The organism is Gracilibacillus sp. JCM 18966, assembly GCF_055392695.1.
The window spans coordinates 3,605,665-3,626,206 of the sequence record NZ_AP043883.1; the positions used below are offsets into that span (position 1 = coordinate 3,605,665).

22 protein-coding genes are annotated in these 20,542 nt (G+C 36.8%); 16 read left to right on the forward strand and 6 right to left on the reverse strand.

The features are described 5' to 3' along the window. Positions 1-32 precede the first annotated feature (32 nt). On the forward strand, positions 33-1,187 hold the full coding sequence (locus ACZ5N5_RS17585; protein ID WP_109984533.1) for an aminotransferase A: 1,155 nt from the start codon (positions 33-35) through the stop codon (positions 1,185-1,187). A gap of 81 nt (positions 1,188-1,268) precedes the next feature. Here the strand turns inward: ACZ5N5_RS17585 and ACZ5N5_RS17590 are convergent, their stop codons facing one another. Then, positions 1,269-1,460 (reverse strand): aspartyl-phosphate phosphatase Spo0E family protein, encoded by a 192-nt coding sequence (locus ACZ5N5_RS17590; protein WP_054859587.1) that lies wholly within the window; start codon positions 1,458-1,460, stop codon positions 1,269-1,271. Positions 1,461-1,942: 482 nt separating this feature from the next. On the opposite strand from ACZ5N5_RS17590, the gene ACZ5N5_RS17595 reads away from it, so the two are divergent. Together ACZ5N5_RS17595 and ACZ5N5_RS17600 are read left to right on the forward strand one after the other, a co-directional pair. Next, the gene (locus ACZ5N5_RS17595) at positions 1,943-3,106 is read left to right on the forward strand and encodes a zinc ribbon domain-containing protein (protein WP_277678682.1); all 1,164 of its coding nucleotides are present in this window, start codon (positions 1,943-1,945) and stop codon (positions 3,104-3,106) included. 15 nt (positions 3,107-3,121) lie between these two features. Further along, positions 3,122-4,252 carry a trypsin-like peptidase domain-containing protein gene (locus ACZ5N5_RS17600; protein ID WP_054788625.1) on the forward strand — a complete coding sequence of 377 codons (1,131 nt, stop codon included), beginning with the start codon at positions 3,122-3,124 and terminating at the stop codon, positions 4,250-4,252. Between the two features lie 23 nt (positions 4,253-4,275). Here ACZ5N5_RS17600 and ACZ5N5_RS17605 read toward each other — a convergent pair whose 3' ends face one another. After that, positions 4,276-4,722 (reverse strand): hypothetical protein, encoded by a 447-nt coding sequence (locus tag ACZ5N5_RS17605; RefSeq protein WP_054788624.1) that lies wholly within the window; start codon positions 4,720-4,722, stop codon positions 4,276-4,278. Between the two features lie 216 nt (positions 4,723-4,938). Between ACZ5N5_RS17605 and ACZ5N5_RS17610 the strand changes: the two genes are divergently transcribed. The 4 genes from ACZ5N5_RS17610 (at position 4,939) to spoVAE (ending at position 7,305) form a co-directional block, all read left to right on the forward strand. After that, positions 4,939-5,400: a hypothetical protein gene (locus ACZ5N5_RS17610; protein ID WP_277678681.1), complete on the forward strand. Its 462-nt coding sequence runs from the start codon at positions 4,939-4,941 to the stop codon at positions 5,398-5,400. A gap of 13 nt (positions 5,401-5,413) precedes the next feature. Continuing rightward, a complete protein-coding gene (spoVAC, locus tag ACZ5N5_RS17615; RefSeq protein ID WP_054788622.1) occupies positions 5,414-5,866 on the forward strand; it encodes a stage V sporulation protein AC in 453 nt (150 codons plus the stop codon). After that, positions 5,867-6,871: a stage V sporulation protein AD gene (spoVAD, locus tag ACZ5N5_RS17620; protein ID WP_109984537.1), complete on the forward strand. Its 1,005-nt coding sequence runs from the start codon at positions 5,867-5,869 to the stop codon at positions 6,869-6,871. Between the two features lie 83 nt (positions 6,872-6,954). Beyond that, on the forward strand, positions 6,955-7,305 hold the full coding sequence (spoVAE, locus tag ACZ5N5_RS17625) for a stage V sporulation protein AE (protein WP_054788621.1): 351 nt from the start codon (positions 6,955-6,957) through the stop codon (positions 7,303-7,305). Positions 7,306-7,349: 44 nt separating this feature from the next. Here spoVAE and ACZ5N5_RS17630 read toward each other — a convergent pair whose 3' ends face one another. Then, positions 7,350-8,330 (reverse strand): zinc-binding dehydrogenase, encoded by a 981-nt coding sequence (locus tag ACZ5N5_RS17630; protein WP_464372841.1) that lies wholly within the window; start codon positions 8,328-8,330, stop codon positions 7,350-7,352. A gap of 4 nt (positions 8,331-8,334) precedes the next feature. Further along, a complete protein-coding gene (locus ACZ5N5_RS17635; protein ID WP_054788620.1) occupies positions 8,335-8,802 on the reverse strand; it encodes a DUF6884 domain-containing protein in 468 nt (155 codons plus the stop codon). 731 nt (positions 8,803-9,533) lie between these two features. Here ACZ5N5_RS17635 and ilvB point away from each other — a divergent pair. The 9 genes from ilvB to ACZ5N5_RS17680 all read left to right on the forward strand — a co-directional run bounded on the left by ilvB (position 9,534) and on the right by ACZ5N5_RS17680 (position 19,416). Continuing rightward, on the forward strand, positions 9,534-11,267 hold the full coding sequence (ilvB, locus tag ACZ5N5_RS17640; protein WP_109984539.1) for a biosynthetic-type acetolactate synthase large subunit: 1,734 nt from the start codon (positions 9,534-9,536) through the stop codon (positions 11,265-11,267). Beyond that, entirely contained in the window at positions 11,264-11,785 is a 522-nt protein-coding gene (gene ilvN, locus ACZ5N5_RS17645; RefSeq protein ID WP_054788619.1) for an acetolactate synthase small subunit, read from the forward strand. Before ilvB ends, ilvN begins: the two co-directional genes overlap by 4 nt. 58 nt (positions 11,786-11,843) lie before the next feature. After that, positions 11,844-12,875, forward strand: coding sequence for a ketol-acid reductoisomerase (gene ilvC, locus ACZ5N5_RS17650; RefSeq protein ID WP_109984540.1), 1,032 nt, complete (start codon positions 11,844-11,846; stop codon positions 12,873-12,875). Further along, positions 12,862-14,388 carry a 2-isopropylmalate synthase gene (locus ACZ5N5_RS17655; RefSeq protein ID WP_109984541.1) on the forward strand — a complete coding sequence of 509 codons (1,527 nt, stop codon included), beginning with the start codon at positions 12,862-12,864 and terminating at the stop codon, positions 14,386-14,388. The genes ilvC and ACZ5N5_RS17655 overlap by 14 nt, the downstream gene beginning before the upstream one ends. Before the next feature lie 24 nt (positions 14,389-14,412). Then, positions 14,413-15,480: a 3-isopropylmalate dehydrogenase gene (gene leuB / locus ACZ5N5_RS17660; protein WP_109984542.1), complete on the forward strand. Its 1,068-nt coding sequence runs from the start codon at positions 14,413-14,415 to the stop codon at positions 15,478-15,480. Positions 15,481-15,572: 92 nt separating this feature from the next. Next, the gene (gene leuC / locus ACZ5N5_RS17665; RefSeq protein WP_054788618.1) at positions 15,573-16,991 is read left to right on the forward strand and encodes a 3-isopropylmalate dehydratase large subunit; all 1,419 of its coding nucleotides are present in this window, start codon (positions 15,573-15,575) and stop codon (positions 16,989-16,991) included. Between the two features lie 24 nt (positions 16,992-17,015). Further along, on the forward strand, positions 17,016-17,600 hold the full coding sequence (gene leuD, locus ACZ5N5_RS17670; RefSeq protein ID WP_464372842.1) for a 3-isopropylmalate dehydratase small subunit: 585 nt from the start codon (positions 17,016-17,018) through the stop codon (positions 17,598-17,600). 190 nt (positions 17,601-17,790) lie between these two features. Then, positions 17,791-18,501, forward strand: coding sequence for a TraR/DksA C4-type zinc finger protein (locus tag ACZ5N5_RS17675; RefSeq protein ID WP_109984543.1), 711 nt, complete (start codon positions 17,791-17,793; stop codon positions 18,499-18,501). Between the two features lie 141 nt (positions 18,502-18,642). Beyond that, positions 18,643-19,416, forward strand: coding sequence for an alpha/beta fold hydrolase (locus ACZ5N5_RS17680; protein WP_277679350.1), 774 nt, complete (start codon positions 18,643-18,645; stop codon positions 19,414-19,416). A gap of 31 nt (positions 19,417-19,447) precedes the next feature. On the opposite strand, the gene deoC is transcribed toward ACZ5N5_RS17680, so the two are convergent. Both deoC and ACZ5N5_RS17690 read right to left on the reverse strand, forming a co-directional pair. Next, positions 19,448-20,110, reverse strand: coding sequence for a deoxyribose-phosphate aldolase (gene deoC / locus ACZ5N5_RS17685; RefSeq protein WP_109984545.1), 663 nt, complete (start codon positions 20,108-20,110; stop codon positions 19,448-19,450). Between the two features lie 20 nt (positions 20,111-20,130). Beyond that, a complete protein-coding gene (locus ACZ5N5_RS17690) occupies positions 20,131-20,532 on the reverse strand; it encodes a cytidine deaminase (RefSeq protein WP_109984546.1) in 402 nt (133 codons plus the stop codon). Positions 20,533-20,542: the final 10 nt, after the last annotated feature.

Here is a 20,542-nt window from a genome sequence, read left to right on the forward strand (position 1 = left end):
TAAGGAATGATCGAATCTATGGAGGTTTGGAAATGGAACATAGAATCAACAATGAGGTAAAGTCAATAGAAATCTCAGGTATAAGAAAATTTTTTAATCTAGTTAATGACTATGATAATATGGTATCTTTGACAATCGGGCAACCAGATTTTCCTACACCCGAGCATATTAAAAAAATGACGATAGAGGCCATACATCGTAATCATACAACATATACCCATAATGCGGGAATATTATCTCTCAGAACTGCAATATCTAACTATGTTAAAGAAAGATATCAACTTGATTATCACCCAGAAGAGGAGATTTTAGTTACGGTGGGAGCATCAGAAGCGATTGCCGCCACACTAAAAACGATTCTGGATCAAGGAGATGAGGTTATCTTGCCTGGACCAGTTTACCCAGGATATGAACCGTTGATCACACTTAATGGTGCCAAGGCAGTTTATGTAGATACACGACAAAGTAAGTTTAAATTAACAGCTGAATTGATCGAGCCTATGATCACTAGCAGAACAAAAGCAATATTAATACCCTATCCGTCTAATCCTACTGGTGTAACTTTGTCTGAAGAAGAACTGAAGGCTATAGCTTCATTACTCGATGATAAAGACATATTCCTTATTGCAGATGAAATCTATAGTGAATTAATTTACGAAAAGGATCATTTCTCGATTGGAAGATGTAGGAAAATCAAGGATAAAACAATTATAATTAACGGAGTATCTAAATCACATTCCATGACAGGTTTTCGTATTGGTTATATTTTAGGTCCTGCTTGGTTAATTCAACATATCCTAAAGGTCCATCAATACTATGTTTCGTGCGCAACATCAGTTAGCCAATATGCCGCCTTAGAAGCATTAACAAATGGCAAAAATGATGCAGAAGTTATGCGTGATGCATACCGAGAAAGAAGAGATTTTGTCTATAAGAGGTTAGTGGAAATGGGTATCTCTACTTATTTACCCGACGGAGGATTTTATTATTTTATTCCTCTATCATCGAGTTCTAAGTCTTCATTAGAGATCGCTCTAGAGCTCGTGGAAAAAGAGAGATTAGCACTCGTTCCTGGAAGTGCCTTTTCAAAATATGGGGAAGGATATTTAAGATTATCCTATGCCTATGATTTGGATACACTAAAAAAAGGTTTAAATAGATTAGAGCAATTTTTAATAGATTTTTAATAAAGCTAATGAAAGAACTTAAATATTAAGTCACAAGTGAAAGAAAGGTATGTGCCTTATACAAGGTATGATTCCTTTCTTTCACTTATTTTCATTCCTGTCGTTTTCGTCTGCAGCTTTCTTTTGTTTTTTACTTTCATAAATATTTAATAACTGATCAAGTTCCTGACTTATTCCTAACGATTCCTCGCTTGTTATCCCTTTTTTTAGAGCAACATCGGTCATTTGCTTTCTAAGTCTTTCAATTTTGTACATTAAGGATTGATTAGACATAGTACCGTGTTACCCCCAAACCATTATCCATTATTTTTTAGCTCCTTACAGAAAACGTTAAGCGATTTTGATTATCCCAAAAATTAGAACAATTGTAAAGATAAGCGCAAAAATAGACAAAGAAGGATAAAATTCATGATAGAAAAATCCACATTTCCATTTTTTTCGACATTTTTCATTTTTTTCAATCATGGAACAAAAAAATAACTACTCCCCCAAATAGAAAGTAGTTACCTCCTCTACCATTATACACGGTCGAAAATACTAAAGCCCATCAATGCAATAAGTAATATTATAGAGACTATACCAAAAATTTCACCCATGCTTAACACTCCTTATTTCGTTCATTTCTTTCCTATATTATACCGAATATTTTATAATTAACAAGTGAACATTTCGTCAACTAACCATACGGGCGAATATTAGTATTCGTCTATTCATGATATAATATAGCTAGATATTACAGAAAGTGAGCGATTCCCATGGCATTTTGTCCATATTGTGGAAAGAAAGTACAACAAGACGAAAATTATTGTGCAAGTTGTGGAGAATCTCTTCCCCATGATTTACTTGATCGTGCTCCCAAGCGAAAAATAGCCAAAAGATTGATTTTTATTCCTATATTGGTCACTTCTTTATGCTGTTGTTTTTTATTAGCGCTCTTTGCTTTTTATCAATATAACGAAGGTAAGGCTAAATCCTTATTTACACAAGCGGAAGAGATGGCTTTAATTGGAGACTACGAGCAAGCAAGCCAATTATTAGAAGAATCCATCCAAGTGAAGGATAATTTCCCTGCAGCAAAAACTGCACTTCAATTTTTTAACAAGGTTTCCATTATTCAGGATAATTTTAAACAAGTAGAACAATTCAATCAAGACAATAAATATGACCAATCTTTAACCTTATTAAAACAAACGGAAAATGTCATGAGAAATTATACTGGTAGTTTAGTAGATCAATTAACAACTAAAACGAATGATCTAAGGACAGATACGATGACTCAACAAATTGCTTATCATTTAAGTAATGATCCAGATATGGAGGATTTGAAAGCAATTATTTGGAAAGTGGATGGTATGGAGCATGATCGGGCCAAACAATTAGCAGAAACCGCTCGCCAAAACCTATCCTCTATAACGTACCAAAAAGCAACTTTATTACTAAAGGAAAAACAATTTAATCAGGCTATATCATTAATCGATGACACTTTAACGTATGTAGATTCTTCTAAGCAATTAGAAAGCTTAAAGACTACGATTAATAAAGAAAAAACTGTATTTGAAACAGCACAACAAGAAAGGTTAGAACAAGCGATGAGCTTGGTAGAGGAGGAGAAAGAATTAAACCAGAATAATGCACTAAAAGAAATAGATTCAACTATTGACATACAAGGAGAAAAGGTAATGATCAAAGGCGAGTTGAAAAGTGTTGCAACCATACCTATTCACTCTATAAAAGTAGCGTATTCTCTTTACTCAGAAGACGAGAAAAAAATATTATCCAATGAAGTTTTTTTGATTCCAGACACCTTGTATCCACAAGAAATTGGTCAGTTTGAATTCAGCCATTTCGATATTGAGAAACAGTATTTAAAAGACAAGCTTTCTCTAAAAATCGAAGAGATAACATGGTATCTTAACTAACCTTGGAGGAACACTATGAAAAATAAAACAAATCGATTAACTTTAATAATATCCTTCCTCATCTTACTAACTACGATTGCAGTAGCAGTATTCTGGATTATTAATCGCAATGGAGAACCTTTACAAGTAGAAAATAATTTAGTAACAAATGTTTCTAGTGAAAATAACCACACTAATCTAAAATCCATTATTCATAATGCTCAAAAAGCAATTGTACAAATCCAAACGAATAGTGGTGTGAGTCAGAAAACAGGCTCAGGATTCATCTTTAATTCTAAAGGGGATATCGTAACAAATGCACATGTTGTAGAAGATGCCGATAGTATTATCGTAAGTCTCTCTAATACGCAAAAATACCCCGCGGCCTTAGTAGCCATTGGAGAAAAAGAAGATATTGCCATCATCCGTGTTCCTGAGCTAAAATATCTAGATCCACTACCATATGCAGAAGATTATCAAGCTGAAATTGGTGATGAGATCATTGCAATTGGGAGTCCAGTAGGAATTCAGAATACTGTATCGCTTGGATTAATTGTTGGGACTGACCGATCTTTTACAATTGAGCAGTTTCAGTATGACCATGTCTATCAAATCTCAGCTAATATTACTCATGGCAATAGTGGTGGGCCATTGATTCTCCGAAAAAACGGTAAGGTGATTGGAATTAATTCTGCCGGAATAGATGACACAGATATTGGTTTCAGTATTCCGATGAATAACGTTTTTAAGCAATTAAAAGATTGGACTGAATCCGTGGATGAGGAGAAATTAGATTACCAAATGCCAACTACTGCTACGATCAATCAAGAAAAATTTAAAGAGGATGCCAAGTATATTACGGAGTATTTCTTCGATAGTATTAACCTTAGAGATTATATTAATGCCTATACGTTACTTGATAGTGATTTACAATCCAAAGTAACTTACACGAAATTTAGGGAAGCATTCTCATCTATTGTTAAATTAAATGTAAATGAAGTACTTATAGAAGACCGAAATGAAGAACAATTGAAAATTGTGGCAAAATTAGAAATCACTACAAGAGATAAATCATATAATGAGAAGAAAGAAACTCATGACTATCCCTTAATAATTGGTTTTGAAAATGATCAAATAAAGATCTTAAAATATGGCGATGATAGGTAAAGTTAATTAAAAAGAGATCCCATTTATTCAAATAGGATCTCTTTTTCTGTTTTGATATTAATCCATTTTCCTTCCATCATAAACTGGGTGTGAATATACAGTCGATGGCTTCCTTTTTCCAAATTTTCTAAGTGTAAGGGTTCTAATGGATTATATTGATTTCCTGGCCTTAACACCATGTTGCGATGGCTTCCTGTGAAGACAGCATTGTCCTTATCTATTGTAATTTGTGTTAATGGGGTACGGTGCTTAATTTCGACCATTTCATCTCCGATATATTCCAATGATCTCAGCACTTGAAATCCATCCTCCGTATCTTCCACTCGAATATGTATAATAAAATCCTGATATTGTTCTTTTATTTGTACCGTTTCTACTAATGATGCCTCGGAGCCTCTTATCAAAAAAATCGTAATGATCAATCCAATAGCAATAAATAAAATAATGACGATTAGAGGTTTCTTCTTCACTTCGTCACCCCTCCCCCAAATTTTCCTACATATATTGACGAATTTCGTTGTTAAAAAGTTTCATTTTATTTGCAAAAATTGGATTATTTCATATCTATTCACATTATTAAAGTTTTTCTCATCAAAAAATAATGCATATTTTTATCAAATTATTGCAAGATATTGAAGAGTTAAAAATCTTGCCATAACTATTTTGGATTGGAAGGAAGTAAGCTAATGCATTATGTTAAATTTCTCATAATCCTAGTCTTAGTAAGTCCTTTATTTGTGAGCTGTAATACTAATGATCAGCATACAGAACAGAACGATACCAACATGGATGAAACCAAACAATTGTCTACATCCGATCAATTACAACCATATGAAATTCCTCCTGTTGCTCAACAAGTTCTTGATGAAAATGCAGATGTCATTCATCAATATAAGGCCGTTTCCCTTGAAAAAGATCTCTTTATTGCCATAGAGGTGAAGAGCCTACGCCAAGGAAAGGAACAAGACATTGCTAAAAAAATCCAAAAGCAAATACAGGATAAATTAAAAGAAAAAAAAGTAAACGTGACATCTGATCAAAAGTTTTTTATCGAAATCTCTAAAACACAGGAAAATGGTATGAAGGATAAAGAGAAACTGAAAAAAAAGCTAAAAAAATGGAAAAAATTAATAAAGGATAAAGCATAATGGTGGTGAAAAAATGAGTAATGACCCTATTTATCAATCACAGGAAAAGAATGCAGAACCAAAGCGACCTATTTTTAAAAACTGTTTAAAAGCTTTTCTGATTGGTGGTCTCATCTGTGTTATCGGACAAGCAATTTCCACCTTTTACATGTATTACTTTGACTTCACTGAGCAAACAGTTGGAAACCCAACAACCGCTACATTAATTTTTATAACGATGTTGTTGACTGGCTTTGGGGTTTATGATCGTATTGCTCAATTTGCAGGGGCAGGGACGGCTGTACCTGTTACAGGATTTGGTAATGCTGTCATCTCGGCAGCTATCGAGCACCGAACAGAAGGATTCGTGCAAGGTGTCGGAGGTAATATGTTTAAACTTGCAGGTTCTGTTATTCTGTTCGGAGTATTCTCCGCCTTCCTTGTCGCACTGATTAAAACAATTTTTTCTTATTTGGGAGGGTCTTAAATGTTACAAGGTAAAGCAACTTGGAATTTTCAAAACCCTGCCACCATTATTTCAAATGGTACAGTGGGAGGCCCATTTGAAAAGCAAGGAAATATTAACAAGGATTTTGATTCCTTTTTTAGTGATCAATGGATGAAAGAAAAATCCTTTGAACAAGCACACCGTCTCTTAATCGAAGAAGCCAGTGATATTGCCTTAAAAAAAGCAAATTTGAAAACATCGGATATTCATTTTTTTCTCCATGGTGATTTGATTAACCAAATTACTCCGACTAGCTTTGCAGCGAGGTCTTTAGAAATACCTTATATAGGCTTGTTTAGTGCATGTGCAACCTCAATGGAAGGTTTGGCACTATCCGCACTACTAACTAGTGGAGGATATGCGGAAAAGGTTTTAACAGGCGCTGCTAGTCACAATTCTGCAGTAGAAAAGCAATTTCGCTATCCTACCGAATATGGTTCTCAAAAACCAGATACTTCCCAATGGACGGTTACAGGTGCTGGTGTGGCCATTGTAGCAAGTAAAGGTGAAGGACCAAAAATTACGTCTGCCACAATTGGCAAGGTTGTAGACAAAGGCTTAACAGATCCATTTAATATGGGGGGAGCCATGGCTCCTGCGGCCTTCGATACCATTTCTCAACACTTACAGGATCGAAATATAGATATCAATTACTATGATTACATTTTAACAGGGGACTTAGCAAAAATCGGCAGACGGGTGTGCCTAGACTTATTGAAGGAAAATAACTTTCAAGTAGTAGAGGAAAAATTCATTGATTGCGGATTAACTATATATAATAAGGATCAGCCAGTTTTTGCTGGAGCAAGTGGACCTGCATGCTCTGCGATCGTCACCTACGGCCATTTCTTGAAAAAGTTAAGGAATAAAGAGTGCAATCGCATCTTAGTAGTGGCGACTGGTGCACTCTTATCTCCGCTAACTGTACAACAAAAACAATCAATCCCGTGTATTGCACATGCTGTATCCATTGAAAATAATTAGAAACAGAATGCCATCAGTTAGAGCATTATCCAACTGATGGTTTAGAAAAACTTCATGATGGAAAGTAGAGGTGATCATTAAGCATGGTATTTCTCTGGTCATTTATTGTTGGAGGTCTTATATGTGTGATTGGTCAATTATTATTTGATGTTGCTAAATTAACACCTGGTCATACATTAAGCTTATTAGTAGTAGCTGGAGCCATCTTAGATGGTTTTGGTCTTTATGAACCTTTAATTGATTTTGCAGGAGCTGGTGCGACAGTCCCTATCACAAGCTTTGGTAATTCATTAGTTCATGGAGCATTAGAAGAGGTAGAGAAGCATGGAATTATTGGGGTCGTTACAGGAATGTTTGAAGTGACAAGTGCTGGTATTTCTGCTGCTATTATTTTTGGTATGATCGGTGCTATCTTCTTTAAACCAAAAGGATAACCCTCCCCTTCCGTTACTTTTGGGGAGGGTTATCCTAAGAATTGTTACTCAAATGTAATCGCAATTTTACCAAGCTGCTTCTGCTTATCTAAATAAGCAAATGCTTGATCGATTTCTTTAAAAGGAAATGACTTATCCAATAATGGTCTAATCTGATGCTTTTCGATAAAATTTAGCATTTCTCTTAATTCATCCCTAGAACCCATCGTGGAACCAATTAATTGGTATTGACCATAAAAAAATTCACGCAAATTTAAAGTCATTTTATCTTCCGTTGAAGATCCGAATGTTACGATACGTCCACCTTTCTTAAGTACGTTTAATGAACGATTAAAGGTTGCGCCACCAATACTTTCTATCACAAGATCTATCTCTTCCTTCTCGAGTAATTTCTCCCAATCATCATCGGTTAACAAAGCACGATCAAAGCCTAGTACTTCCGCTTCCTTCAACTTATTTTTATCCCGTGAAGTCGTAATCACTCTTGCACCTATTGCTTTTGCTAATTGAATAATAAAGGAATTTACCCCACTCCCAACACCTGGGATAAACAGCGTTTGTCCTGATTTTATTTCACCTTGGGTAAACAACGCTCGAAATCCTGTTATACCAGAAAGACATAGTACCCCCGCTTCTTCCCATGTTAAATAGTTAGGCTTAGGCTCTGCGAAATCTTCAGAGATGATAATATATTCTGCAAAAGTACCAGAAAAAGGAGCTCCAACGATTTCAAATTCTGCGGGTGGGGCTGCACTCTTTTCATACCAATTTAAGCTTGGATTAATCATTACTTCATCGCCAACCTGAAATCGTGTAACTTCTGTCCCAATCTGATCCACGATGCCTGCCCCATCAGAGCCCAATATGTAAGCATCTGTGTTATTGGCAAACCTTTCTTTGATCATTAAATCTCGATGATTAAGTCCAGCACTTGTTAGTTTAATTTTAATTTGTTTATTTCCAAGTCTTGGATTGTTAACTGAAATAAATTGATAGCTACCATTTTTCACTACATATGCTTTCATTTCATCACTCCATTTCTGTATGCAAAATTTGTTTATTATCTAGACTGTCCTTTAATAATTTTTGCATCTCCCCTATTCCTCTTGTTCCCAATAGTGGAAATTCTATCTTGTTGGCATAAGAAAAAGCCTGATTGATGATTGGCTGATATTTCTTTCCGGTCAATACAACGATATGTTGATAATTTTCTAAACCTTTCCTCTTCAGTTGTTCTTTAAGCGTATCCACACTTACCACACTTCTATGATTAAGGTGAAATGTTAAATCATAATTACCTGGAACCATATCTGTTGGTAATAAGAAACCATGTTTAGCAGAGAGCGTCACCCAGCAGTCAAAATGTCTCTTTGCATAACGCATACATAAATTGTGAAATGTTCCGATATAAGCATTCTCTGCCATTATTGCCCCTAGGTTCGGATGTTTATCCCAAATTTTTCTTTTTCCACAAGGAATAATACATAATGCATCCATTTATAGCCCCCTCCTCCCTTTCATTATAATGGAAGAACAGATCATACCCAAGCTATATCCTCGTTTGTTTTCATTCTGCAATTATTTTTCTGTTTTCATATCTTGTATTGTTTTGATTAAAAAATAGGCAAAAAAATTTCATAGTAGAATTTGTGATGAATAATGGATTGTAATCGCTTACTAACAGAGTGTTAATTTTGAAAAGTCAGAAAATTATTAAAAAACGGTTGACCAAACGCTCAAATGGTTGTATTATTGTCGTCAATCAGATATTTATCAAATGTACTTTTTATACAAAAATCCATGGACAGGATAGTATGTTTCGTATAGTATAGAAGATAATGATTATCATATAGAAAACGATGAAGGGAATAAAAGTGAAGGAAATTGTATTTCTAGAGAGCCAAGGTTGCTGGAAGCTTGGTAATACACCCTACACTGACTACTCATCCCTGAGTGTTAAACTGAAAAGTATGGAGCTTAGTAGGTTTAGCCAGGTGTGAACGCACCTGTTACCAAAATGAAGCTATTTGTTTAGCTTCATAAGGCAATATTTGTAAGAATATTGTGAAGCAGGGTGGTACCGTGAAAAGAAGGCCTTTTCTCCCTTGTTTATTTGTTAGTAATTTTAGCAATGAACAAGATAGAAATAGGCCTTTTTTTAATATACTTTCGTTTGATGTTATGATGATGAATTATGCGATTCAAGGTAATTTATAGGAGGGATTAAAATGGAAAGAACACAAAGCCATACAGAAGAGGCAAAAATAACTAATGAGCCAAAAACAGGTGCCGATCTACTCGTGGAATCATTAATTAACGAGGGTGTAGATACTTTATTCGGTTATCCAGGAGGTGCCGTTTTACCTATCTTTGATGCCCTATATAAAGCAAAGGGAAGTTTTCATCAAATTTTAGCAAGACATGAACAAGGGTCCATCCATGCTGCTGAAGGTTATGCACGTGTTTCCGGAAAACCAGGAGTTGTCATTGCAACTTCAGGACCCGGGGCTACTAACCTAGTCACCGGTATTGCGGATGCGATGATTGACTCCCTCCCACTTGTTGTAATTACAGGGCAAGTAGCTCAAGGAGTTATCGGAACGGATGCTTTTCAAGAGGCAGATGTAATGGGCATTACAACTCCTATAACGAAACATAATTATCAGGTAAGGGATATTGCTGATCTACCTAGAATCGTAAAAGAAGCTTTTCATATTGCGACAACTGGTAGACAAGGACCTGTTCTAATCGATATACCAAAAGACATTTCTGCTAACGTCATTTCGGATAATATTACATTAGATGTGGAATTAGATTTGCCTGGATATCAACCAACAACCAAACCGAACCCACTCCAAATCAAAAAATTAGCAGAAGCAATTGGAAAAGCAAAAAAACCGATTATTTTAACTGGAGCAGGAGTACTATTTGCCAAAGCATCTAGGGAAATAAAGGAATTTGCTGAAAGCTATTCCCTACCAGTTACTTCTACCCTATTGGGTTTGGGAGCTTTCCCTGGTGATCACCCATTATTTATCGGGATGGCTGGAATGCATGGAACATACACAGCAAATACTGCTCTATATGAATGTGATCTATTAATTAATATTGGTGCAAGATTTGATGATCGTCTAACAGGAAATTTAGCCTCTTTTGCACCAAATGCAACAATTGCTCATATTGATATTGATCCTGTTGAAATTGGTAAGAATGTACCAACACAGATTCCTATCGTTGGAGATGCAAAAGAAGCGTTAAAAAAATTATTGGAGCACGCCATCGAGAAACCAGAGCACGAGAATTGGTTAGTAAGAATTCACGAAAACTTGGAAAATTATCCATTATGGTACAACAACCTTGAAACAGAAATGAATGGCCAATGGGTCATTAAGAAAATCCATGAAGCAACTGATGGAAAAGCCATCGTTACAACTGATGTTGGGCAACATCAAATGTGGACTGCTCAATATTATAAATTCAATACACCTGATCGTTGGGTATCATCTGGTGGACTTGGAACAATGGGCTTTGGCTTTCCATCCGCAATTGGAGCTCAATTAGCCAAGCCGAATGATACGGTTGTAGCCATTGTAGGTGATGGTGGTTTTCAAATGACCTTGCAAGAGCTTTCTATCCTTCAGGAACGTGGTTTACCTGTTAAAGTAATCATTGTAAATAATCAAGCATTAGGAATGGTAAGACAATGGCAGGAAGCTTTTTACTCTGAACGTTATTCGGAGTCCATCTTCAATATTCAACCAGATTTTGTTAAATTAGCAGAATCCTATAATATCAAAGGGATGAAACTAACAACACAAGAAGAATTTTTAAATGCATTGCCTGAAATATTCGATTATGAAGGTCCTGTAGTAGTGGATGCACGTGTCATTCAGCAAGAAAATGTTTTTCCTATGATTCCTACAGGCAAAGGATTAAACGAAATGATTGGGGTGAAACCATGAAACGAATCATAACAGCAACCGTCAGAAATCGCAGTGGTGTATTAAATCGTGTAACAAGTCTTCTACAACGACGTCAATTTAATATTGAAAGCATATCTGTTGGAAGAACGGAAACAGAAGGAATGTCCAAAATGACATTTGTTGTAGATGTAGAGGATTTTCAAAAGCTAGAGCAGGTGACGAAACAATTAAATAAGCAAATTGATGTCATTAAAGTGTCTGATATTACCGATAAGGCCATTGTTGCTCGCGAGCTTGCCCTCATTAAAATCGTTAGTAACAGCCAGTTGCGTGCGGAAATTCAAGGTATTATTGAACCATTCCGCGCATCCATAATTGATGTAAGTAAAGACAGTCTATCGATCCAAGTAACAGGGAAACCGGATAAGGTAGAAGCTTTAATTGAGCTCCTACGTCCATATGGAATCAAAGAACTAGCCAGAACAGGCTTAACCGCTTTTGTTCGTGGTCAACAACCAAACATACAGGATGGTACTGTGCAATCCCTATTAGGATAGTAATAATATAAAAATTATTATATAAAAAAATAAATCAAATTGAGAGGATGTAATTTTCATGACAAAAGTACTTTATAACAACAATATTAACGAAGAGGTATTACAATCTAAAAAAATCGCGATCATTGGCTATGGTTCTCAAGGTCATGCCCATGCTTTGAACCTAAAAGAAAGTGGATTTAATGTAGTAGTAGGACTTAGAAAAGGTAAGTCTTGGGATAAAGCAGTGGAAGATGGTGTAGAAGTTAAAACAGTAGCAGAAGCTTCAAAAGAGGCAGATGTGATTATGATTCTACTTCCTGATGAAAACCAACCTTCTATTTATAAAGAAAGTATTGAACCAAACTTAGAAGCTGGTAATGCACTAGTATTTGCCCATGGATTTAATATTCACTTTAATCAAATCGTTCCACCGAGTGATGTGGATGTATTCTTAGTAGCACCTAAAGGACCTGGTCATTTAGTACGTAGAACTTACGAAGAAGGTGCTGGTGTTCCTGCACTTTATGGAATTTTCCAGGATGCTACTGGTCAAGCTAAAAACGTTGCGTTAGCATATGCTAAAGGCATTGGTGCTGGTCGCGCTGGTATTCTAGAAACTTCATTCCAGGAAGAAACAGAAACAGATCTATTTGGTGAGCAAGCGGTACTTTGTGGCGGAACTTCCGCATTGGTTAAAGCAGGTTTCGAAACATTAGTAGAAGCTGGATACCAACCAGAAGTCGCTTATTTTGAATGTTTACATGAGTTAAAATTAATCGTTGACCTTATGTATGAAGGTGGATTAGAAAACATGCGTCACTCTATTTCTGACACTGCTGAATGGGGAGATTTCATGTCAGGTCCACGTGTTGTAGATGAAGGTACGAAAGCACGTATGAAAGAAGTATTATCAGATATTCAAACAGGTAAATTTGCTCAAGGCTGGATTTTAGAAAACCAAGCAAACCGCCCTCGTTATACAGCAATTAAGCGAGCGGAAAGTGAACATACAATTGAGAAAGTAGGTAGAGAGCTACGTGAATTAATGCCATTTGTAAAGCAAAAGGCGATTAATAAAAAGGAAGTGGTCTCTAATGACGCAAATTAAGATTTTTGATACAACACTTCGCGATGGTGAACAATCGCCTGGTGTCAATCTTAATCAGCTAGAGAAACTAGAGCTTGCCAAGCAATTAGAACGCCTTGGAGTAGATGTGATGGAAGCAGGATTTCCTGCTTCCTCCCAAGGTGATTTTGACTCAGTCAAACAGATTGCCGAATCTGTTAAAAACGTATCTGTAGCAGGATTAGCTCGTGCTGTTAAGTCAGATATTGACGCATGTAGAGAAGCATTGAAAAATGCTGCCAATCCTAGACTTCACGTTTTTATTGCCACCTCCCCTATTCATATGGAATATAAATTAAAAAAGACTCCTGATGAAGTAATCGATACCGCTGTCGAAATGGTGAAATACGGAAAACAATTCTTCGATCATGTTGAATGGTCGGCTGAGGATGCTTCACGTTCAGACCTAGATTTTTTAGCAAAAATTATTGAAAAAGTTATTGATGCTGGTGCTACAGTCATTAATTTACCAGACACGGTTGGCTATACAATGCCTCGTGAATATGGGGCGATGTTTCGTTACATGAAAGAAAATGTCCCAAATATCGACAAAGCAGATCTATCCTGCCACTGTCATGATGACCTTGGAATGGCACTTGCAAATTCCTTTGCTGCAGTAGAAAATGGTGCAACACAGGTAGAAGGAACGATTAATGGAATCGGGGAACGTGCTGGGAATGCTTCTTTAGAAGAATTTGGTGTTGCATTAAATATTCGAAATGATTATTATCCTTATCATACTAATTTAGTGTTAAAAGAAATTAAACGTACAAGCGACATGGTAAGCAAATTTACAGGTATGACAGTGCCAGGTAATAAAGCGATTGTTGGACGTAATGCTTTTGCTCATGAATCAGGTATTCATCAAGATGGTGTCTTGAAAAATGCGCAAACATATGAAATTATCACACCAGAATTAGTTGGTGTCCAATCCAACAACCTTGTGTTAGGGAAACACTCTGGGCGACATGCCTTTACAGATAAAATTAAGCAGCTTGGCTTCACTCTATCCGATGATAAGCTGAAAGAAGCATTTGTTGCCTTTAAATCATTAACAGACCGAAAAAAGGAAGTAACAGATGATGACCTATTTGCCATCCTAACAGATATTCAAACAGATACATCTAATGTTAAAAGATATACATTAGTAGATTTTAAGGTACAATATGGTTCTTCTGATAAGCCAAATGCTACTGTAACATTAAATACACCTAAAAATGATCAACAACTAACGGATTCAGATACCGGGCAAGGTAGCGTCGAAGCGCTTTATAACACATTAGACAAAATCATTTATGAGGATACTCAACTAACCGATTTTCAATTGAACTCAATTGGTAAAGGAAGAGATGCCTTGGCAGAAGTCCACGTTAGCCTAACCGTAGATGGTATAGCAGTAAGTGGACGTGGTTCTGCACAAGATGTATTAGAAGCAGCTGTTCAAGCATATTTGAATGGTGTCAATAGAGCAATCTATCAAGTAAAAGCAATCTAGGATAGTTCATAGGGGGTAGAACAAGTGGCTAATAAAATTGTATTGCTTCCTGGTGATGGAATTGGAGCAGAGGTAATCTATGCTGCAAAGGACGTATTAGAAGCAATTAGCAAAAAATTTGGAAAAGAATTTGAATTTTCTTCTCATGATATCGGTGGTATTGCTATCGATAATCATGGCACTCCCCTACCTGATGAAACAGTTGAAGCTTGTAAAAAGGCAGATGCAGTTTTGCTTGGGGCAGTTGGTGGACCAAAATGGGATAATAATCCCTCTGATCTAAGACCAGAACGCGGGTTGCTTGGGATTAGAAAGGCACTTGATTTATATGCCAATCTTAGACCAGTGAAGGGATTTGATAAATTATTACACGCCTCTCCCCTTCGTCCTGATATTATAAATGGTAGTGACCTATTAATTGTTCGGGAGCTTACTGGTGGATTATATTTTGGGAGACCAAGTGAAAGGCAAGATAACGGTAACGCTGTAGTAGACACCTTAACATATACACGTAAAGAAATCGAAAGAATTGTAGATAAAGCCTTTCAAAGTGCTCAATTAAGAAAGAAACATCTTACATCTGTAGATAAAGCAAATGTGCTGGAATCTAGTAAACTATGGAGAGAAATTGTGGAAGAAAAGAAAGCACAATATCCTGATGTCACAGTTGAGCATGTTTTAGTGGATGCAGCAGCAATGAAGCTAATCACCAATCCAACACAATTTGATGTCATTGTTACAGAGAATATGTTTGGTGATATATTAAGTGATGAGGCTTCTGTCCTAACAGGCTCTCTCGGTATGCTCCCTTCTGCTAGTTTGGCTGAAGACGGGGTTGGACTATATGAACCAGCACATGGATCTGCTCCTGATATTGCAGGCAAAGGGATTGCTAACCCTATTGCCATGATCCTATCAGCAGCGATGATGCTTCGATATTCCTTTCAAATGAATGAAGAAGCACAAACCATTGAAGACGCAGTTGAACAAGTGTTAAACCAAAATTATCATACAGCAGACCTATATAATAAAAATGGAGAGCTTGTAAATACAAATGAAATGACTCAATTAATTGTTGAAACCATTGAATAAGGAAAATTTTTCGGCGTCGACTATTTATCCATAGCATGCGCCGATATTTTTCTACAAAAAGGAAAACAAAAATATAAAAAGGAGTGAAATTGATGAGGAATCCAAAGACGATTATTGAAAAGATTTGGGAGAAACATGTCGTACATCACGAAGAAGGTAAACCGGATCTATTATATATCGATTTACATCTAGTCCACGAGGTAACCTCTCCACAGGCATTTGAGGGTCTTCGTATTAATAATCGAAAAGTTCGCCGTCCAGATTTAACATTTGCGACAATGGACCATAATGTACCGACCATTCATCGCAATGTGATAAAAGACGAAGTTTCCAAGACACAAATGGAAACACTTAAAACAAACTGTGACGAATTTGGCGTACCTTTAGCGGATATTCATCATCCTGATCAAGGGATCGTCCATGTTATTGGTCCTGAATTGGGTTTAACCCAACCAGGTAAAACGATCGTATGTGGAGATAGCCATACTTCTACACATGGTGCATTTGGTGCTTTGGCTTTTGGTATTGGTACTAGTGAGGTCGAGCATGTCCTAGCCACACAAACCATTTGGCAAGCAAAACCGAAAACACTAAATGTTAAAGTGAATGGAAAATTAGGGACAGGTGTTACGGCAAAGGATTTAATCCTAGCAATTATCGGAAAATTCGGTGTAAAATTCGGAACTGGCTATGTTATTGAGTATACAGGCGAGGCAGTGCGTAACTTGTCCATGGAAGGCCGAATGACGGTATGTAACATGTCTATAGAAGCCGGTGCTCGTGCTGGATTAATCAGTCCTGATGATACGACAGTTGAATTTTTACGAGGGAGACGCCATGTTCCAGACGGTGAAGCCTTTGAGCAATTAGCGGAGGAATGGAAGGCTCTTGCTACAGACGAAGGGGCGATATATGATGAAGTAGTGGAAATCAATGCAGAAGAAATTGAGCCACAAGTAACTTGGGGAACAAACCCTGGGATGTGTATTCCGGTTAGTGCAACCGTCCCTACTCCAGAGGATGGAAAAAATGCTATTGAAACAGATGAAATTAAACGTGCATTAGAATACATGGGACTCCAAGGAGGCGAACCAATTTCTTCTGTAAGCATTGAGCATGTGTTTATCGGTTCCTGTACTAATTCCAGATTAGCTGATTTAAGAAAAGCTTCAGAAATTGTAAAAGGACAAAAGGTAAATCCAGGTGTTCGAGCAATCGTAGTCCCTGGTTCTCATAGTGTGAAAGCACAAGCAGAAACAGAAGGAATTGATCAAATCTTTAAGGAAGCTGGATTTGAATGGCGAGACGCAGGCTGTAGTATGTGTCTGGCAATGAACGATGATGTCGTACCAGAGGGTGAACGTTGTGCTTCCACTTCTAATCGTAACTTTGAAGGTCGACAAGGAACAGGTGCACGTACCCACTTAGTTAGTCCTGAAATGGCGGCAGCAGCAGCTATTAAAGGTCATTTCGTAGATGTACGTCACTTGAGTGTAGCTACACCAAGCTAAATTCGTTTTATAGGGGGTAACAAAATGGAACCAATTAGAAAACATGAAGGGCTTGTCTATCCATTAAACCGTGCTAATATTGATACAGACCAAATTATTCCTAAGCAATTTTTAAAACGGATTTCACGACAAGGATTTGGCCAATTTGTATTTTATAATTGGCGATTTGACTCTAAAGGAGAGTTGCGAAATGATTTCTCCTTAAATCAGCCTAAATATGAAGGCACTTCAATCCTTGTTGCTGGTGAAAACTTTGGCTGCGGCTCATCTCGTGAGCATGCACCATGGGCTCTACAAGATTATGGATTCCGTGTCATTATTGCACCAAGCTATGCAGATATTTTTTATAATAATTGCACAAAAAATGGTATCTTACCAGTTAAATTGGCAGATGAAGAAGTCCAAACAATAATTAAAAATGCTGAGAGTGACAAATATTATTTAACCGTGAACCTAGAAGCAAAAAAAGTATATGATAATCAAGGATTTGAAGCAGTATTTGACCTAGACGATTATAAACGTGAAATGTTACTAAATGGCTGGGATGATATTGCTGTTACACTCAGCCATGCCGATAAGATTGACCAATTTGAAGCAACTAGAGCATAATAAGAATGTGAAATTTTTATCATTGGAGAATTTTCCCTTTTGATGTGATTTAGCTGATTTTTCTGTTAAACAGAAGATCAGCTTTATTTTTTGTCATTTTTATTTTTTTATGTATAAACAGCTTTGCCAATAACTGATTTAATGGAGTTAAACGCAACGGTTATACTAAAAAGGATCAGGAGGTGAACTGATGTTAAACCGAGCGCAATTAAATGCTTGTCAACGCGAATTGGTCAATCGAAAAAAGGAGCTAGAAAATCATCTGCAGGATCACTTTGGCTTAGACCAAGAATTGTTGAAAGAATCTGTATCCGAGCTCTCTAATTACGATAATCATCCAGGAGATCATGGTACAGAGCTTTTTGAAAGAGAAAAAGACATTGCCTTGAATGATCATTTAGAAAAGGAATACAAGGATATTAAAGATGCCCTTGATTCGATAGATGCAGGAACTTATGGTATTTGTATCGAATGTGGTGAAGAAATAGCAGCAGACAGACTGTTAGCAATGCCTACCACTCAGAAGTGCTCCAAACATGCAGAAAAATATATCGATAAAAATCGTCCAATTGAGGAAGAGGTATTACAGCCAAATTTTCAAAACTTTAATAATGAAATAGCCAACGAAGACACTACGTTTTTCGACGCAGAAGATTCCTGGCAGCGCGTAGAGCAATATGGTTCCTCTGATGGCCCGTCTGACTTTTATGGCATGGAGGCTAAAACATATGACGATATGTTCTTCCATTCAGATGAATTGGTGGGTAGCGTTGAGGAGTTAGAAGGATTTTTACTCGCAGATATGGAAGGGAAATATATAGGGGTAAATGAAAAGCATGAAAAATACGAAGATTATTTAGATGAACAGGATATTGAATCGATTTTATCTACAGAAAAGTAATATGCTGGGCCTCCCAAATAATTGGGAGCGTCCCTTTTTTTATTGAGAATCTCCGCTTACATCGGCTTTGTATATTGATACTTCTAGTAGCCATACTAAAAAAATCAGTATTAAAAATTGCAATATAGGACGTGAAAAATTATGCCCTTTACTAAGGAAAAACCACATATTTATTATGAAGTAAAAGGAAACGGTCCAACGATTCTATTTATTCCACCCCCTGCCATGGGACATCTTACCTTTCGTTATCAATATAAGTTGAGTGATCATTATCAAATTATCACATTAGATATTAGAGGGGATTGTAAAAGTGAGAAAGCTCTACCTGTAACGATGGAACTATTCGTTAGTGACATAAAGAGAGTTTTGGACGAACTTCAAGTAGAGAAAGCCATTATTTGCGGATATTCTAATGGAGGAGTTATTGCTCAAGCATTTGCAGCGAGCCATCCTAATCGAATTATAGGACTCATTTTGATAGGTGGTTATTATGAAGTAGCTAGTTTTTTGCTAAAGAAGGAATATCAATTAGGAATATGGATTGCCAAGCAAAAATGGATGTCTTTATTGGCAAGCGCATTATCTTTTAATCATTTTTCGAGTAAAAAAGCTGCAAACGAAATGGCTATAGAGATGAAGCAAACAGATCCCGATATGTTAGAACAGCAATATGCTATTGGTATGAACTACAGCAATAAACACAGTCTTACTAAATTAGATGTCCCCCTATTACTTATATATGGTGCAAGGGATATTTACATTCATCACTATCAGCATTTGTATCAAGAGGTGATAAAGGATGTGGAAATCGCCTATATCGATAAATCCAAACATCAAGTTCCTACAAAGCATGATCATGAATGTAATGCGATTATCAAGCAATGGATTAGGAGCAAAGATTTAGCAAAGGAATAGAGGAGAAGGCTTTCTCCCCTTTTCCTCCAATTTAGTAATCACTTTGAGACTCTTCCCCATTTACAATGGCAACACTGGCACTTGCCCCTATTCTAGAAGCACCAGCCTTCACCATTGCTTGAGCAGTTTTAGCATCACGCACACCGCCAGAGGCTTTTACTCCAATATTAGGACCAACGGTTTTACGCATTAAAGCAATATCTTCTATTGTTGCACCACCAGTCGAAAATCCAGTAGATGTTTTGACATAGTTAGCCCCTGCTGCAACTGCTAGTTCGCATGCTGTTACTTTTTCTTCATCAGATAAAAGACACGTCTCAATAATCACTTTCACTAATGCTTGCCCTTTCGTTGCATCCACTACTGCTTGAATATCATCTTTAACAGCCTCAATCTCTCCTGATTTTAGTTTACCAACGTTCAGCACCATATCTATTTCTGTGGCACCATTATTGATGGCATCTTCTGTTTCAAACGCCTTGACCTCGGAAGTAGAAGCTCCTAAAGGAAAGCCTATTACTGTACATACGTCTACATCAGTACCTTTGAGTAATTCCGCAGCATAAGCTACCCATGTTGGATTAACACAAACAGAATAAAATCCGTTAGCCTTTGCTTCTTCACATAATGTTTCAATTGCTTTTTTTGGTGTATCTGGTTTTAATGCAGTATGGTCAATCATATTCGCTATCATTTTGATCCATTCCTCCCTTGTCATTTCACGTTGGACATGTCATCCGCTATAAAAGCACCCGGAAGCAAGTCACGTACCGTAGTCTCTAGTATGTCTCCATCTAAGTTTGTTAATATCACTTTCATTTCTGGATGACAAAGCTCTGCCATTACTTGGCGACAAGCACCACATGGAGAAACCGGTCGATCGGTATCTGCTACAACTGCCATCATTTTATATTCAGTGGAGCCCGTTGCATATGCATGAAATAATGCTGTCCTCTCCCCACAATTACACATGGAATAAGCTGCATTTTCAATATTACATCCATGATAAATATTTCCTTGAGCATCAAGTAATGCTGCTCCAACGCTAAACTTAGAATAAGGCACATAAGCTTTTTCCCTTGCTTTTTTTGCTTCTTCTATCAATTTTTCTTCCACAAACGTTCCC

Bases quoted from the DNA above. Each gene is read 5' to 3' on its own strand.
- spoVAE (WP_054788621.1), top strand. From the start codon at position 6,955: ATGGTATTTCTCTGGTCATTTATTGTTGGAGGTCTTATATGTGTGATT.
- leuD (WP_464372842.1), top strand. From the start codon at position 17,016: ATGGAACCAATTAGAAAACATGAAGGGCTTGTCTATCCATTAAACCGT.
- deoC (WP_109984545.1), bottom strand. From the start codon at position 20,110: ATGATAGCGAATATGATTGACCATACTGCATTAAAACCAGATACACCA.
- ilvC (WP_109984540.1), top strand. From the start codon at position 11,844: ATGACAAAAGTACTTTATAACAACAATATTAACGAAGAGGTATTACAA.
- ACZ5N5_RS17680 (WP_277679350.1), top strand. From the start codon at position 18,643: ATGCCCTTTACTAAGGAAAAACCACATATTTATTATGAAGTAAAAGGA.
- ilvB (WP_109984539.1), top strand. From the start codon at position 9,534: ATGGAAAGAACACAAAGCCATACAGAAGAGGCAAAAATAACTAATGAG.
- ACZ5N5_RS17675 (WP_109984543.1), top strand. From the start codon at position 17,791: ATGTTAAACCGAGCGCAATTAAATGCTTGTCAACGCGAATTGGTCAAT.
- spoVAD (WP_109984537.1), top strand. From the start codon at position 5,867: ATGTTACAAGGTAAAGCAACTTGGAATTTTCAAAACCCTGCCACCATT.
- ACZ5N5_RS17655 (WP_109984541.1), top strand. From the start codon at position 12,862: ATGACGCAAATTAAGATTTTTGATACAACACTTCGCGATGGTGAACAA.
- ACZ5N5_RS17590 (WP_054859587.1), bottom strand. From the start codon at position 1,460: ATGTCTAATCAATCCTTAATGTACAAAATTGAAAGACTTAGAAAGCAA.
- ACZ5N5_RS17585 (WP_109984533.1), top strand. From the start codon at position 33: ATGGAACATAGAATCAACAATGAGGTAAAGTCAATAGAAATCTCAGGT.
- ACZ5N5_RS17610 (WP_277678681.1), top strand. From the start codon at position 4,939: ATGCATTATGTTAAATTTCTCATAATCCTAGTCTTAGTAAGTCCTTTA.
- ACZ5N5_RS17595 (WP_277678682.1), top strand. From the start codon at position 1,943: ATGGCATTTTGTCCATATTGTGGAAAGAAAGTACAACAAGACGAAAAT.
- spoVAC (WP_054788622.1), top strand. From the start codon at position 5,414: ATGAGTAATGACCCTATTTATCAATCACAGGAAAAGAATGCAGAACCA.
- ACZ5N5_RS17635 (WP_054788620.1), bottom strand. From the start codon at position 8,802: ATGGATGCATTATGTATTATTCCTTGTGGAAAAAGAAAAATTTGGGAT.
- ACZ5N5_RS17630 (WP_464372841.1), bottom strand. From the start codon at position 8,330: ATGAAAGCATATGTAGTGAAAAATGGTAGCTATCAATTTATTTCAGTT.
- leuC (WP_054788618.1), top strand. From the start codon at position 15,573: ATGAGGAATCCAAAGACGATTATTGAAAAGATTTGGGAGAAACATGTC.
- ACZ5N5_RS17600 (WP_054788625.1), top strand. From the start codon at position 3,122: ATGAAAAATAAAACAAATCGATTAACTTTAATAATATCCTTCCTCATC.
- ilvN (WP_054788619.1), top strand. From the start codon at position 11,264: ATGAAACGAATCATAACAGCAACCGTCAGAAATCGCAGTGGTGTATTA.